Raw genomic sequence first — 11,742 nt, 5'->3', positions numbered from 1 at the left:
GCGCCCGGCTTACTTCATGCCGTCCGTGATGCGGCTGTACACCTCGTCCATACCGCCCACGCCGTCCACGCGGTACAGGTGCCCGCGCGCGGCGTAGTAATCGATCAAGGGCTGGGTCTGCTCGCGGTACACGCTCTGGCGGTGACGGGCGACCTCATCGGTGTCGTCGCTGCGCACCGCCTCGCCGCGCGCCGCCGCCTGCCTCCCCCGCTCCACGATGCGCGCGATCAGCACCTCGTCCGGCACCTCCAGCAGCGGCACGGCGTTGACGGGCGCGCCCAGTTCCTCCAGCAGCATGTCCAGGCCCTCGGCCTGCGGCAGCGTGCGCGGAAAGCCGTCGAAGATCACGCGCACGTCGTCCATGCTTGCCAGCTTGTCGCGGATCAGGGCGATCAGGATGTCGTCCGGCACCAGCTTCCCGGCGTCCAGGATCGGCCGGACCTGCTGGCCCAGCTCGGTGCCGCGCTTCACATGGTCGCGCAGGATGTCGCCGGTGCTGATCTTCGTCAGGCCCTGTTCGGCCGCCAGACGTTCCGCCTGCGTGCCCTTGCCCGCCCCGGGCGGCCCGAGAAACACCACGACCTTGTTCTTGGCTTGCGTCACTGTTCCCTCCGTTGGACATCCAGCATAGAGCCCGGCGGGTTGGAGTCCTGACCCCTGCCCAGCCCTGTGCTGTGGCGAGCGGCCATCCAGACCGTCCGGGGATGAAAAACCGCCCCCGGGAGACGGGAGCGGTGTGGAGCGGCGCGGCGTCAGTTGTTCAGCCGGCCCCGGATGCGGCCCTTGCTGATGAAGCCGTCGTAGCGGCGCACCGTCAGCTGGGCCTCGAGCTGCTTCAGGGTCTCCAGCGCGACCCCGACGATGATCAGCAGACCCGTGCCGGAGAACTGGAAGGTCGTGATGCCCGTCACGCGCTGCACGACCTGCGGAACGACCGTCAGCACGACCAGGAAGATCGCGCCCCACAGGCTCAGGCGACCGCTGATGCTGCCCAGGAACTCCGCCGTGGGCGTGCCGGGACGCACGCCGGGAATGAAGCCCCCGGCCTCGCGCAGCTGCTCTGCGATGCGCTTGGGGTCGAACTGCACCGAGTTGTACAGGTACGTGAAGCCGAAGATGAGCGCGGCCTCCAGTGCGATGTACAGCGGTTGCCCGAACACCAGGTTGGTCTGGATCCACGCGCTGACCGCCGGCGCGCGGGTGGTCGTGGCGCTGGAGATCAGGTTGGGCACGATCAGCATGGCCGACGCGAAGATCACGGGAATCACGCCCGCCTGGTTGACCTTGATGGGCAGCCACGTGGCCTGGGTGGCGCCGCGCGCCTGACCGGCCACGCCGCCGCGCGCCCGCGCGTACGTGACGGGCACCCGGCGCTCGGCCTGGTACACGTACACGATCCCGGCGATGGTCACCAGAATCACGGCCCCGAAGGCCAGCAGCCGGATCACCCAGTTGTCCTCGGGGGCCGAGCGCACCAGCGCGGCGGTGCTCTGGAACTCGAAGGGGTACCGGGCGATGATGCCGGCCGTGATGATCAGCGAGATGCCGTTCCCCACGCCGACTTCCGTGATGCGCTCACCGATCCACATGGTGAAGGCGATGCCGGCGACCTGCGTGAGGACCATCACCAGGATGGTGAACAGCCCCGGCGTCCAGCCGACCGCCACGTACGACGGGTTCGCGTTGATGAAGGCGGCGAAGAAGGTGGCCTGCACCGCCCCCAGCGCCACGGCGGCGTAGCGGGTGTACTGGTTGATCTTCTTGCGGCCTTCCTCGCCTTCCTTACTGAGTTTCTCCAGCGCGGGAATGGTCGTGGTCAGCAGCTGGATCACGATGCTGGCCGTGATGTACGGCAGCACGCCCAGCGCGAAGATCGAGAACTGCGAAAGATTCCCGCCCGAGATCATGCTGATCAAGCCAAACAGGCCGCCCGAGTTCGCGTTACTCAGGGCGGCGCTGTTCACGCCTGGGGTGGGAATGGCGCTCCCCAGGCGGTAGATGGCGAGAAGCAGCAGGGTGAAGAGAATCTTCCGCTGAAGATCCGGAATCCGGAAGGCGTCGCGGAAGGCGCGGAGCATTACTCCGCCTTCTGGGCGCTTTCGGTCTTGGGTTCGGGCAGGACGACGGTGCCGCCGGCAGCCTCAATGGCCTTGATCGCGGACGCGCTCGCGGCGTCCACATGCACGGTGATGGCGCGCGTGATCTCGCCGCTGGCGAGGAGCTTCACGGGGCGGTCCTTGCGGCGGACCAGGCCCGCGATCTCCAGCACGTTCCGGTCGAAGGTGTTGCCCTCAACCTCGATGCCGTCAAGCTGCGAGAGCTTGACGATCTCGTACGTGGTGCCGACGTTGTTGAAACCGCGCTTGGGCAGGCGGGCGATCAGGCGGCTGCGGCCACCCTCGAAGAACTGGCCCTTGCCGGCGCCGCTGCGCGCCTTCTGGCCCTTGTGCCCGCGGCCGGCGGTCTTGTCGGTGCCGCCGGGGCCGCGGCCCACGCGCTTGCGGTTCTTGCGGCTGCCCGGAGCGGGCTGCAGTTCGTGCAGTTTCATTCGTGCACCTCCAGCAGGTGCTTGACGGTGTTCACCATGCCGCGCAGGGCGGGGGTGTCGTTCACCTCGCGGGTGTCACCGATCTTCTTCAGGCCGAGCGCCTCGACGGTCCTGACCTGGTTGCCCGGCCGGCCGATCACGCTACGCTTGAGGGTGATTTTCAGGGTCGCCATTACGCGCCTCCAGTCTCGCCCCGCAGCGCGCGGACCTGCTTCGCGGTGCGGAGATTCTTCAGGCCGTCGAACACGGCGTAGGCCACGTTGACCTTGTTGCGGCTGCCGAGTTCCTTGGACAGCATGTTGGTGATCCCGGCCAGTTCCGCGATCGAGCGGGGCACGGTGCCCGCGATCACGCCGGTACCGGGGCCAGCGGGCTTGAGCAGCACGCGGCTGGTCGAGTTCTCGCCCACGATGTCGTGGGGAATCGTGCCGTTCTCGACCGGCACGTTGATCATGTTCTTGCGGGCGATGCTCTTGGCCTTCTCGATGGCCACCGGCACTTCCTTGGCCTTCCCGATACCCATGCCCACGCGGCCGTTGCGGTCGCCGAGGATCACGAGGGCCGCGAAGCGGAAGCGGCGGCCGCCCTGGTAGGTCTTGGAGGTGCGGTTGACGAACAGCATCTTCTCTTCGAATTCGCTGCTCTCGCGCTCCGCGTTGCGGTCGTTACGACGATTAAAAGTCAAGGCCACCCTCCCGCGCCGCGTCTGCGAGCGCCTTCACGCGTCCGTGGTACCGGTAGGAGCCACGGTCAAAGACCACCTGCTTGACGCCCTTCTCGAGCGCCACTGTGGCGAGGGCACGGCCCACGGCGGCAGCGGTATCGGTCTTGTTCCCGGTCTTGACGGCGGCGCTGTTGGCCGCGGCCACGGTCACGCCCTTGCTGTCGTCGATGATCTGGGCGTAGATGTGCTTGCTGGAGCGGTACACGCTCAGGCGCAGCCGCTCGCCGGCGGCAGTGCGGACTTTGCGGCGGGCGCGCAGCTTGCGGCGGATCATGGTCTGGGTCGCCATTATTTCTTCCCTTTCCCGCCCGTGGCGCCGGCTTTACCAGCCTTGAGGGCGATCTTCTCACCAGCGAAGCGCACACCCTTGCCGTGGTAGGCGTCGGGCTTGCGCACCTTGCGGACGTTTGCGGCCACCTGGCCGACGAGCTGCTTGTCGATGCCGCTCACGTCGATCTTGGTGGGTTCGGGCACGGCGAAGCTCACGCCGGCGGGCGGCTCGATCACGACCGGGTGGCTGTAGCCGATGGTCAGTTCGAGGTTCTTGCCGTTCACGCGGGCACGGAAGCCCACGCCGCGCAGCTCCAAGTTGACGGTGTAGCCGTCGCTCACCCCGCGCACGGCGTTCGCGACCAGCGTGCGGGTCAGGCCGTGCAGGGCGCGGTGGCGCTGCTGGTCGCTGGGCCGCTCGACGACGATGTTGTCGCCGTCTTTCTTGATGGTCAGTTCACTGTTGTAGGGAACGGTCAGTTCACCCTTGGGGCCCTTGACCGTGAACACGCCACCCTCGGCGGTCGTGGTCACGCCGCTCGGCACGGCGATGGGCTGTCTACCAATTCGGGACATCTGGTGTCCTCCTTGAGTCCTTAAGGCAAGGGCCATGCCCCGCGGTCAGGTCTAGAAACGAATACTCAGCGGACGCCGATTACCACAGGACGCAGATGACTTCGCCGCCCACACCCTGCTTGCGGGCCTCGCGGTCCGGCAGCAGGCCCTTGCTCGTGGACACCACGGCCAGACCCAGCCCGCGCTGGATGCGGGGCAGGCTGTCGGCGCTCACGTACGCGCGCCGGCCAGGACGGCTGATGCGCTCGATGTGCTTGATGACCTGTTCGCGCTTGTCGCCGTACTTCAGCGTCACGCGCAGCACGTCGAACTTCTGGCCCTCGGGCCGGGTGCGCTCCACACCCTGCACGTAGCCTTCTTTCACCAGCAGCTTGGCCAGCTCCTCCTTGAAGCGGGAGGCCGGGATGTCCACGGACTCCTTATGCGTGCGCGTCGCGTTGCGGATGCGCGTGAGCATGTCGGCGATGGGATCACTCAGCATGTGTCTCCTTCAGGGACGTGGCCACGCTGGCCACTGCCCCGGCAGGTGTGCCCGGCGCCACAGCGGTGCCGGTCACGGGTCTCCCCACTCGAATGCCTGACGGACAACCCCGCCACTTCTTCTGTTGGGTCGGAAATCCACCACTGGACGATCACCACGCGAAACCGTGCGGTTCGTATCCAGGGGGCACTGCACGAACGCTGCCGCAGGTGCGGCAAGAGTGGAGTGTAGCAGACGAAGGCGGCAGAGGGCAATCGCGGCGGCCTCCGTCGCCCGGCTGGCTCTTACGACGCGGAAGACGCGGTGAAAGCAGCGGCTGTGCGGAGACGGTCATCCAAGGGTGACCGCCGAATCGGTTCCATCTCACGGCAACGAAAAAACCCCCGTCACCGGGGGCTTGTGCTGAACGTGGGGATTACCAGCTGGCTTTCTTCACGCCGGGCAGCTCGCCCTTGTGCGCCATCTCGCGGATGCAGATGCGGCACATGCCGAAGAAGCGGTAGTAGCCGCGGGCGCGGCCGCAGCGGGAGCAGCGGTTGTAGTTCTGCACAGCGAACTTGTGTCCGCGTGCGGCCTTTACGACTTTGGAAGTATTCGCCATAAGTTCCTCTTACTGCTTGCGGAAGGGCAGGCCCATCGCTTGCAGCAGGGCGCGGGCTTCTTCATCGGTCTTGGCGGTGGTGACGATGGTGACGTCCATGCCGCGCGTCTTGTCGACCATGTCGTAGGTGATCTCGGGGAAGATCAGCTGTTCCTTGATGCCCAGGTTGTAGTTCCCGCGGCCGTCGAAGGCGTTGGGGTTGATGCCGCGGAAGTCGCGGATGCGGGGCAGGCCGATGTTGATCAGCTTTTCCAAGAACACGTACATGCGCTCGCCGCGCAGCGTGACCTTGATCCCGACTGGCATGCCCTGGCGCAGCTTGAAGTTGCTGATGCTCTTCTTCGCCTTGGTGACGATGGGCTTTTGCAGGGTGATCAGGGCCAGCTCCCGCGAGGCCTTGTCAATGGCCTTGCTGTCTTCCTTGGCGCTGCCCAGGCCCTCGTTCACGACGATCTTCTCGATACGGGGCACGGCCATCACGCTGGAGTAGCCGAACTGCTGCATCAGTGCGGGGCGCACCGTGTCGTTGTACTTCTCTTTGAGCTGTTGCATGGTGGGTTCCTTCGAGCGGTCTGGCAGTTTTTCAGCGAGCGCCGCTCAGGCCGACGGTCAGGTCGGCCCGGAGGGTCAATCGATGTTCTTGCCGCTGGCGACAGCGACGCGGACTTTCTTGCCGTCCACAATGGTCTTGCGGATGCGGGTGGCCTTGCCGGTCTCGGGGTCGACGATCGACACCTTGCTGGCGTGCAGGGCGAGTTCGCGCTGCTCCTGGCCGCCCTGGGGGTTGCCGGCCGAGGGCTTGACGTTCTTGGTGACGACATTCACGCCTTCCACGACGACCTTCTGGTCACGCGGGAGGGCGAGCAGCACCTTGCCGGTCTTGCCCTTGTGCTTGCCGCTCAGAACGATGACGGTGTCACCCTTCTTGACGTGCAGCTTGTCGTTGTGGTGGCTTCCGGCGCTGGGACGGGGCATTACAGCACCTCCGGGGCCAGGGAGATAATCTTCATGAACCGGCGGTCGCGCAGTTCACGGGCGACTGGCCCGAAGACGCGCGTGCCGCGGGGCTCGCCCTGGTTGTTGATGATGACGGCGGCGTTCTTGTCGAAGCGGATGGTGCTGCCGTCGGCGCGCTTGATGGCGTGGCTGGTGCGCACGACCACGGCCTTGACGACGTCGCCGGCCTTGACGGTGCCGCGCGGAGCGGCGTCCTTGACGCTGGCGACGATGATGTCACCCACGTGGGCGTAGCGCTTGTTGCCGCCGCCCCCGGTGGTCAGGCCCTTGCCGCCGATGCCGCTGTTGAGCACGCGGATGCACATGATCTCGCGCGCACCGCTGTTGTCCGCCACGTCCAGGCGGGACTGGGGCATGATCATGCGTGGCCCCCTTCCGTCTCGACGGCGGTGGTCTCGATACCGCGCGGACGCTCGATCAGCTTGGTGACCTTCCAGGTCTTGGTCTTGCTGATCGGGCGCACGGCGATGATCTCGACGCGGTCACCGACCTTGTACTCGTTCTTCTCGTCGTGCGCGGCGTACTTGTGGCTGCGCGTCACGACCTTGCCGTACAGCGGGTGGGCGAAGCGGCGCTCCACCTTCACGCTGACCGTCTTGTCGGCCTTGTCGCTCACGACGACGCCGGTAAAGGTCTTCTTCATGCCTGCTCTCCCTGCTTGCTCAGCTCGGTCCGGATGGTGTTGAGCTGGGCGACTTCACGGCGGAGCTGCGTCACGCGGTGAGGCTGGGCCAGGTTGCCGGTGGCGGCCTGGAAGCGCAGCTCCATGAGTTCTTTCTTGCGGGCGTCGATTTCCTTGGCGAAATCGTCCGCCTTGAGTTGACGCATGTCACTGGGCTTCATCGTAGACCTCGCGCTTGACCATCTTGGTCTGGATGGGCAGCTTGTGACCGGCCAGGCGGAAGGCTTCCTTGGCCTGTTCCTCGGTCACGCCGGACACCTCGAACATCACGCGGCCGGGCTTGACGACGCTCACCCAGTACTCCACGGCGCCCTTCCCTTTCCCCATTCGGGTCTCGGCGGGCTTCTTGGTCACGGGCTTGTCGGGGAAGATGCGGATGTAGATCTTGCCGCCGCGGCGGAAGTGACGGCTCATCACGATGCGGCACGCTTCGATCTGGTTGCTCTTGATCCACGCGGGCTCGGTGGCGATCAGGCCGTAGTCGCCGAAGGCCACGTAGTCGCCGCCCTTGGCGTCGCCGGTCATGCGGCCGCGGTGCTGCTTACGGAACTTGGTGCGCTTCGGGAGAAGCATCATTCACCTCCGGTGCGCCGGCGGGCGGTGGGCCGGCGGCGGTTGGGGCGGTCGCCACCCTCGGGGCGGCGGTCGTCCTGCTTGCGCTGCGGGCGGGCGAAGGTCTCGGTCTTGCCACCGATGACTTCCCCGTTGAAGACCATGACCTTCACGCCCAGGATGCCGTAGGTGGTGCGGGCCAGGGCGGTGCCGTAGTCGATGTCGGCGCGCAGGGTGTGCAGCGGCACGCGGCCTTCGCGCACCGTCTCACGGCGGGCCTGCTCGGCGCCGCCCAGACGACCGGAGAGCACGACCTTGACGCCGCGGGCGCCGGATTCCATCACGCGCTGCGCGGCCTGCTTCATGGCGCGGCGGAACGCGAAGCGGCGCTCGATCTGCTCGGCGATGCGCAGGGCGACCAGGGGCGCGCTGATGTTCGGGTTGGGGATCTCGGCCACGTTCACGGCGACCGTGCCGGCCGACACCAGACGCTCGATGTCACCGCGCAGGCGCTTGATGGAGTCGCCGCCCTTCCCGATCACGATGCCGGGCTTGGCCGCGGAGATGATCACGTTGACCTGCTGGCCGGCGCGCTCGATCTCGATGCGGGCGATGCCGGCGGCAGCCAGCTCCTTGTTGACGAGCTTGCGGATCTTCTCGTCTTCCTTGAGCAGGCCGGCGTACTGCTTCTTGCCGGCGTACCAGCGGCTGTTCCAGCCCCGGGTGATGCCCAGGCGGAAGCCGTTCGGGTTGATCTTGTTGCCCATGACTTATTTCCCCCGGCTCGTGGCGCTCTCGCCCACGATGATGGTGATGTGGCTGGTGCGCTTCTTGATGATGTTGGCGCTGCCACGGGCACGGGGAATCAGGCGCTTGAGGGTCGGTCCCGCGTCCACGTAGGCGGCCGTGATGACCAGACGGTCTTCGAGCATCTCGTCGTTGTGCAGCGCGTTGTGCTTGGCGCTGTTCAGCACCTTCGCAACGGGCTCGCTGGCCGCGCGCGGGATGAAGCGCAGCAGGTCCTCGGCGTCACGCACGGTCTTGCCGCGGATCACGTCGACCACCAGGCGAACCTTGCGGGGGCTGATGCGGACGTACTTCGCCACGGCGTAGCCGGGACGGCGCAGCTTGACCTGCTGCTTGCGCTGCTTCTTGTTGCGGAAGCTCTGTTCAGCTGGGGTGGCAGGAGCGGTCATTTCTTCTTGCTCCCCTTCGCCGACTTCTCGGAGCCGTGCCCGCGGTAGCTGCGGGTGGGCGAGAACTCGCCGAGCTTGTGGCCGATCATCTGTTCGTTGATGAACACCGGCACGTGCTGCTTGCCGTTGTGCACGGCGATGGTGTGGCCGATCATCTCGGGCACGACCGTCGAGCGGCGGCTCCAAGTCTTGATGACGCGCTTGGTCTTGGTGTCGTTCTGGGCGTCGACCTTCTTCAGGAGGTGGTCGTCCACGAACGGCCCTTTTTTGAGGCTACGGGGCATACGTTCCCCTCCTTACTTCCCGCCGCGGCGGGTGATGATGAAGCGGTCGGACACCTTGCGCTTCTTGCGGGTCTTGAGACCCTTGCTGGGCTGGCCCCACGGGCTGACGGGCACGCGGCCCGCGCCGGTACGGCCTTCACCACCGCCGTGCGGGTGATCCACGGGGTTCATGGCGCTGCCGCGCTGGTGCGGCTTCTGGCCCAGCCAGCGGCTGCGGCCGGCCTTGCCCAGCACCACGTTCTTGTGCTCGGCGTTGCCCACCACGCCGATGGTGGCGTAGCACTCGGAGTGGATGCGGCGCAGTTCGCCGCTGGGCAGGCGCAGGATCACGTAGTCGCTTTCCTTGCCCTGCACCTGGATGCTGGTGCCGGCCGAGCGGGCGAGCTGCGCGCCCTTCTGCGGCACGAGTTCCACGGCGTGCACGACGGCACCCACCGGCACGAAGCGCAGCGGCAGGGCGTTGCCCAGCTTGGGCTCGGCTTCCGGGCCGGCGTTCACGGTCGTGCCCACGGTCAGGCCTTCAGGCGCCAGGATGTAGCGCTTCTCGCCGTCGGCGTAGTGCACCAGGGCGATGCGCGCGGAGCGGTTCGGATCGTACTCGATCGCGGCGACCTTGCCGGGCACGCCCGCCTTGTCGCGGCGCTTGAAGTCGATGATGCGGTACAGGCGCTTGTGCCCGCCGCCGATGAAGCGGCTGGTGATGCGGCCGCGGTTGTTGCGTCCACCGGTCTTGGGCAGCGCGGTGGTGAGCGCCTTCTCGGGGCGCTTCTTGGTCAGTCCGCTGAAGTCCGCGGTCGTCATCTGACGACGCGACGGGGTATAGGGACGGTATTTCTTGACGGCCATGTCTCAGATCTCCTTAGGCCTGGCCTTCGAGGGCAGCGATGGTCTGGCCGTCGGCGAGGCGGATGATGGCCTTCTTACGGTCGACCCGGTGACCGGTGAACCGGCCCACGCGCTTGCGCTTGCCGGGCACGTTCATGGTGCTGATGCCGATGACCTGCACGCCAAAGGCCTTCTGAACGGCGTCCTTGATGTCGGTCTTGGTGGCCTTGGGGCTCACCCAGAAGGTGTACACGCCGCGTTCCATGCCGGCGTAGGCCTTCTCGCTGATCACGGGCGCCTGGAGGATGTCGTAGTGGCTCATGCGCTGGCCTCTCCTTCGGCTTCGTCATCGGCCACTTCGAGGGCGGCGGCGTCGATGATCAGGCGGTCGTGGCGCAGGATGTCGTACACGTTCACGCCGGCAACCGGCATGACGCTGATCCAGCTGATGTTGCGCGCGGCGCGGCGGGCCGTGTCGTCGTCGGTGGCGAGCAGCACCTTCTCGCTGCCGTCCAGACCGTTCTGCGCGGCCCAGGCGATGAAGCCCTTGGTCTTGCCGTCAAGGTCAAAGCCGTCCACGGCGATCAGTTTGCCTTCGCCCTGGCGGGCGGCCAGCGCCATGCCCAGGCCGAGCTGGCGCACCTGGCGCGGCAGGGTGTAGCCGTAGCTGCGCGGCTTGGGCCCGAAGGCCACGCCGCCGCCCACGAAGGTCGGGACGCTGCGGTCGCCGTGACGGGCGTTGCCCGTGCCCTTCTGGGAGTACATCTTCTTGCCGGTCTTGCCGACCTGCGCGCGGGTCTTGGTGCTGGCCGTGCCGCGGCGGCGGCTGGCGAGCTGCCAGGTGACCACGTCGTGCAGCACGTTCTTGTTCACTTCCGGCAGGTCCACGTCGATCGTGCGACCGCCCCGAATACCGATGACGTCAATCTGCGCCATTACTTGCCTCCCTTAGAGGCACCGCGCAGCACGACGAGACCGCCGTTGGCACCGGGAATGGCGCCCTTGACGAGGATCAGGTTCTCGCCCGCGCGAATTTCCACGACTTCCAGGTTCTGCACAGTGATGCGGGTCATGCCCATGTGGCCGGCCATGCGCTTGCCCTTGTACACGCGGCCGGGGGTCTTGCGCTGGCCGATCGAGCCGGGGCGGCGGTGCCACTTCTTGGAACCGTGGCTGGCGGGACCGCCCTTGAAGTTCCAGCGCTTCATGACGCCCTGCGTGCCCTTACCCTTGCTGGTGCCGGTCGCGTCGATCTTCTCGCCCTCGGCGAAGATGTCCACGGACACGGTGTCGCCGTCGGGCGAAAAGCCGCGGAACTCGCGCAGGAAGCGCACGGGGCTCACGCCGGCCTTCTTGAAGTGCCCGGCGACCGGCTTGGTCACGCTGCGCTCCGCCTTGGGGGCGTAGCCGATCTGCACGGCCTCGTAGCCGTCGATCTGCGCGGTCTTGCGCTGCACGACGGGGCACGGGCCGGCCAGCACGACAGTCACGGGAACGGCGCGGTCGCCCTTCCAGATCTGCGTCATGCCGATCTTGGTGCCGAGGATGCCCTTCATGCGCGGCCCCCCACGGTCTTGATCTCGATGTCCACGCCGGTGGGCAGGTCAAGGGTCATGAGGCTGTCGATGGTCTTCTTGGTGGGGTTCATGATGTCCACCAGACGGTTGTGCGTGCGGATCTCGAAGTGCTCGCGGCTGTCCTTGTCGATGAAGGGCGAGCGCAGCACGCAGAAACGGCGGATGCGGGTGGGGAGCGGCACCGGGCCGCTCACGTCCGCGCCGGTGCGGCGGACCGTGTCCACGATCTTGCTCGCGGACTGGTCCAGCGCCTTGTGGTCGAAGCCACGCAGTTTGATACGGATCTTGGGGGCAACCATGTTCTATTACACCAGGACCTTGGAGACGACGCCGGCGCCGACGGTGCGGCCACCTTCGCGGATGGCGAAGCGCAGACCCTCTTCCATGGCGATGGGCTTGATGAGTTCGA

Annotated in this window: 24 protein-coding genes; all 24 read right to left on the bottom strand. The window is 66.7% G+C overall.

What is annotated here, in order from left to right; genetic code table 11:
• Positions 1–9: 9 nt before the first annotated feature.
• Positions 10–603: an adenylate kinase gene (locus HNQ07_RS22775; protein WP_184116127.1), complete on the bottom strand. Its 594-nt coding sequence runs from the start codon at positions 601–603 to the stop codon at positions 10–12.
• A 149-nt stretch (positions 604–752) separates the two neighbouring features.
• Complete coding sequence (gene secY, locus HNQ07_RS22770; protein WP_184116125.1) at positions 753–2,078, bottom strand: preprotein translocase subunit SecY; 1,326 nt, start codon at positions 2,076–2,078, stop codon at positions 753–755.
• Positions 2,078–2,548, bottom strand: a complete 471-nt coding sequence (rplO, locus tag HNQ07_RS22765) for a 50S ribosomal protein L15 (protein ID WP_184116123.1) — start codon at positions 2,546–2,548, stop codon at positions 2,078–2,080. The genes secY and rplO overlap by 1 nt, the downstream gene beginning before the upstream one ends.
• Entirely contained in the window at positions 2,545–2,712 is a 168-nt protein-coding gene (gene rpmD / locus HNQ07_RS22760; protein ID WP_184116178.1) for a 50S ribosomal protein L30, read from the bottom strand. Before rpmD ends, rplO begins: the two co-directional genes overlap by 4 nt.
• Positions 2,713–2,720: 8 nt before the next feature.
• Positions 2,721–3,233, bottom strand: a complete 513-nt coding sequence (gene rpsE, locus HNQ07_RS22755; protein WP_184116121.1) for a 30S ribosomal protein S5 — start codon at positions 3,231–3,233, stop codon at positions 2,721–2,723.
• A complete protein-coding gene (gene rplR / locus HNQ07_RS22750) occupies positions 3,223–3,561 on the bottom strand; it encodes a 50S ribosomal protein L18 (RefSeq protein WP_184116119.1) in 339 nt (112 codons plus the stop codon). Before rplR ends, rpsE begins: the two co-directional genes overlap by 11 nt.
• Positions 3,561–4,118, bottom strand: a complete 558-nt coding sequence (rplF, locus tag HNQ07_RS22745) for a 50S ribosomal protein L6 (RefSeq protein WP_184116117.1) — start codon at positions 4,116–4,118, stop codon at positions 3,561–3,563. The genes rplR and rplF overlap by 1 nt, the downstream gene beginning before the upstream one ends.
• Positions 4,119–4,197: 79 nt before the next feature.
• Positions 4,198–4,599, bottom strand: a complete 402-nt coding sequence (gene rpsH, locus HNQ07_RS22740; protein ID WP_184116115.1) for a 30S ribosomal protein S8 — start codon at positions 4,597–4,599, stop codon at positions 4,198–4,200.
• Between the two features lie 415 nt (positions 4,600–5,014).
• Positions 5,015–5,200, bottom strand: a complete 186-nt coding sequence (locus HNQ07_RS22735; RefSeq protein WP_022800309.1) for a type Z 30S ribosomal protein S14 — start codon at positions 5,198–5,200, stop codon at positions 5,015–5,017.
• Between the two features lie 9 nt (positions 5,201–5,209).
• The gene (gene rplE / locus HNQ07_RS22730; protein WP_184116113.1) at positions 5,210–5,752 is read right to left on the bottom strand and encodes a 50S ribosomal protein L5; all 543 of its coding nucleotides are present in this window, start codon (positions 5,750–5,752) and stop codon (positions 5,210–5,212) included.
• 75 nt (positions 5,753–5,827) lie between these two features.
• Positions 5,828–6,175, bottom strand: coding sequence for a 50S ribosomal protein L24 (rplX, locus tag HNQ07_RS22725; RefSeq protein WP_221275303.1), 348 nt, complete (start codon positions 6,173–6,175; stop codon positions 5,828–5,830).
• The gene (gene rplN, locus HNQ07_RS22720; RefSeq protein WP_103312535.1) at positions 6,175–6,579 is read right to left on the bottom strand and encodes a 50S ribosomal protein L14; all 405 of its coding nucleotides are present in this window, start codon (positions 6,577–6,579) and stop codon (positions 6,175–6,177) included. Before rplN ends, rplX begins: the two co-directional genes overlap by 1 nt.
• A complete protein-coding gene (gene rpsQ / locus HNQ07_RS22715; RefSeq protein ID WP_184116111.1) occupies positions 6,576–6,860 on the bottom strand; it encodes a 30S ribosomal protein S17 in 285 nt (94 codons plus the stop codon). Before rpsQ ends, rplN begins: the two co-directional genes overlap by 4 nt.
• Positions 6,857–7,060 carry a 50S ribosomal protein L29 gene (gene rpmC, locus HNQ07_RS22710; protein ID WP_184116109.1) on the bottom strand — a complete coding sequence of 68 codons (204 nt, stop codon included), beginning with the start codon at positions 7,058–7,060 and terminating at the stop codon, positions 6,857–6,859. The genes rpsQ and rpmC overlap by 4 nt, the downstream gene beginning before the upstream one ends.
• Positions 7,047–7,472, bottom strand: coding sequence for a 50S ribosomal protein L16 (rplP, locus tag HNQ07_RS22705; protein WP_184116174.1), 426 nt, complete (start codon positions 7,470–7,472; stop codon positions 7,047–7,049). Before rplP ends, rpmC begins: the two co-directional genes overlap by 14 nt.
• Positions 7,472–8,218, bottom strand: a complete 747-nt coding sequence (rpsC, locus tag HNQ07_RS22700; RefSeq protein WP_184116107.1) for a 30S ribosomal protein S3 — start codon at positions 8,216–8,218, stop codon at positions 7,472–7,474. Before rpsC ends, rplP begins: the two co-directional genes overlap by 1 nt.
• Before the next feature lie 3 nt (positions 8,219–8,221).
• The gene (gene rplV / locus HNQ07_RS22695) at positions 8,222–8,647 is read right to left on the bottom strand and encodes a 50S ribosomal protein L22 (RefSeq protein WP_184116105.1); all 426 of its coding nucleotides are present in this window, start codon (positions 8,645–8,647) and stop codon (positions 8,222–8,224) included.
• Positions 8,644–8,931 (bottom strand): 30S ribosomal protein S19, encoded by a 288-nt coding sequence (gene rpsS / locus HNQ07_RS22690; protein ID WP_184116096.1) that lies wholly within the window; start codon positions 8,929–8,931, stop codon positions 8,644–8,646. Before rpsS ends, rplV begins: the two co-directional genes overlap by 4 nt.
• A 12-nt stretch (positions 8,932–8,943) precedes the next feature.
• Complete coding sequence (gene rplB / locus HNQ07_RS22685) at positions 8,944–9,777, bottom strand: 50S ribosomal protein L2 (protein WP_184116094.1); 834 nt, start codon at positions 9,775–9,777, stop codon at positions 8,944–8,946.
• A 13-nt stretch (positions 9,778–9,790) separates the two neighbouring features.
• The gene (locus tag HNQ07_RS22680) at positions 9,791–10,078 is read right to left on the bottom strand and encodes a 50S ribosomal protein L23 (RefSeq protein ID WP_184116092.1); all 288 of its coding nucleotides are present in this window, start codon (positions 10,076–10,078) and stop codon (positions 9,791–9,793) included.
• The gene (gene rplD / locus HNQ07_RS22675) at positions 10,075–10,692 is read right to left on the bottom strand and encodes a 50S ribosomal protein L4 (protein ID WP_184116090.1); all 618 of its coding nucleotides are present in this window, start codon (positions 10,690–10,692) and stop codon (positions 10,075–10,077) included. Before rplD ends, HNQ07_RS22680 begins: the two co-directional genes overlap by 4 nt.
• Positions 10,692–11,312: a 50S ribosomal protein L3 gene (gene rplC / locus HNQ07_RS22670; RefSeq protein WP_184116088.1), complete on the bottom strand. Its 621-nt coding sequence runs from the start codon at positions 11,310–11,312 to the stop codon at positions 10,692–10,694. The genes rplD and rplC overlap by 1 nt, the downstream gene beginning before the upstream one ends.
• Entirely contained in the window at positions 11,309–11,632 is a 324-nt protein-coding gene (gene rpsJ / locus HNQ07_RS22665) for a 30S ribosomal protein S10 (protein ID WP_092265343.1), read from the bottom strand. Before rpsJ ends, rplC begins: the two co-directional genes overlap by 4 nt.
• Before the next feature lie 6 nt (positions 11,633–11,638).
• On the bottom strand, positions 11,639–11,742 hold a 104-nt coding region (locus tag HNQ07_RS22660; RefSeq protein ID WP_184116086.1), incomplete at its 5' end, for an EF-Tu C-terminal domain-related protein.

The organism is Deinococcus metalli (assembly GCF_014201805.1).
In the GTDB taxonomy this organism is placed as follows: Bacteria; Deinococcota; Deinococci; order Deinococcales; family Deinococcaceae; genus Deinococcus; species Deinococcus metalli.
This window is presented reverse-complemented; position numbering and strand designations above follow the sequence as displayed.

What these genes read in the sequence shown, in the direction of transcription:
- rpsH (WP_184116115.1), bottom strand. Translation starts at nt 4,599, where the DNA reads ATGCTGAGTGATCCCATCGCCGACATGCTCACGCGCATCCGCAACGCG.
- rplV (WP_184116105.1), bottom strand. Translation starts at nt 8,647, where the DNA reads ATGACCGCTCCTGCCACCCCAGCTGAACAGAGCTTCCGCAACAAGAAG.
- rplF (WP_184116117.1), bottom strand. Translation starts at nt 4,118, where the DNA reads ATGTCCCGAATTGGTAGACAGCCCATCGCCGTGCCGAGCGGCGTGACC.
- rpmC (WP_184116109.1), bottom strand. Translation starts at nt 7,060, where the DNA reads ATGAAGCCCAGTGACATGCGTCAACTCAAGGCGGACGATTTCGCCAAG.
- rpsJ (WP_092265343.1), bottom strand. Translation starts at nt 11,632, where the DNA reads ATGGTTGCCCCCAAGATCCGTATCAAACTGCGTGGCTTCGACCACAAG.
- rpsQ (WP_184116111.1), bottom strand. Translation starts at nt 6,860, where the DNA reads ATGAAGAAGACCTTTACCGGCGTCGTCGTGAGCGACAAGGCCGACAAG.
- rplO (WP_184116123.1), bottom strand. Translation starts at nt 2,548, where the DNA reads ATGAAACTGCACGAACTGCAGCCCGCTCCGGGCAGCCGCAAGAACCGC.
- HNQ07_RS22680 (WP_184116092.1), bottom strand. Translation starts at nt 10,078, where the DNA reads ATGAGCCACTACGACATCCTCCAGGCGCCCGTGATCAGCGAGAAGGCC.
- HNQ07_RS22735 (WP_022800309.1), bottom strand. Translation starts at nt 5,200, where the DNA reads ATGGCGAATACTTCCAAAGTCGTAAAGGCCGCACGCGGACACAAGTTC.
- rpsS (WP_184116096.1), bottom strand. Translation starts at nt 8,931, where the DNA reads ATGCCCCGTAGCCTCAAAAAAGGGCCGTTCGTGGACGACCACCTCCTG.
- rplB (WP_184116094.1), bottom strand. Translation starts at nt 9,777, where the DNA reads ATGGCCGTCAAGAAATACCGTCCCTATACCCCGTCGCGTCGTCAGATG.
- rplC (WP_184116088.1), bottom strand. Translation starts at nt 11,312, where the DNA reads ATGAAGGGCATCCTCGGCACCAAGATCGGCATGACGCAGATCTGGAAG.
- rplN (WP_103312535.1), bottom strand. Translation starts at nt 6,579, where the DNA reads ATGATCATGCCCCAGTCCCGCCTGGACGTGGCGGACAACAGCGGTGCG.
- secY (WP_184116125.1), bottom strand. Translation starts at nt 2,078, where the DNA reads ATGCTCCGCGCCTTCCGCGACGCCTTCCGGATTCCGGATCTTCAGCGG.
- rplE (WP_184116113.1), bottom strand. Translation starts at nt 5,752, where the DNA reads ATGCAACAGCTCAAAGAGAAGTACAACGACACGGTGCGCCCCGCACTG.
- rplP (WP_184116174.1), bottom strand. Translation starts at nt 7,472, where the DNA reads ATGCTTCTCCCGAAGCGCACCAAGTTCCGTAAGCAGCACCGCGGCCGC.
- rpsC (WP_184116107.1), bottom strand. Translation starts at nt 8,218, where the DNA reads ATGGGCAACAAGATCAACCCGAACGGCTTCCGCCTGGGCATCACCCGG.
- rplR (WP_184116119.1), bottom strand. Translation starts at nt 3,561, where the DNA reads ATGGCGACCCAGACCATGATCCGCCGCAAGCTGCGCGCCCGCCGCAAA.
- rplX (WP_221275303.1), bottom strand. Translation starts at nt 6,175, where the DNA reads ATGCCCCGTCCCAGCGCCGGAAGCCACCACAACGACAAGCTGCACGTC.
- rplD (WP_184116090.1), bottom strand. Translation starts at nt 10,692, where the DNA reads ATGGCGCAGATTGACGTCATCGGTATTCGGGGCGGTCGCACGATCGAC.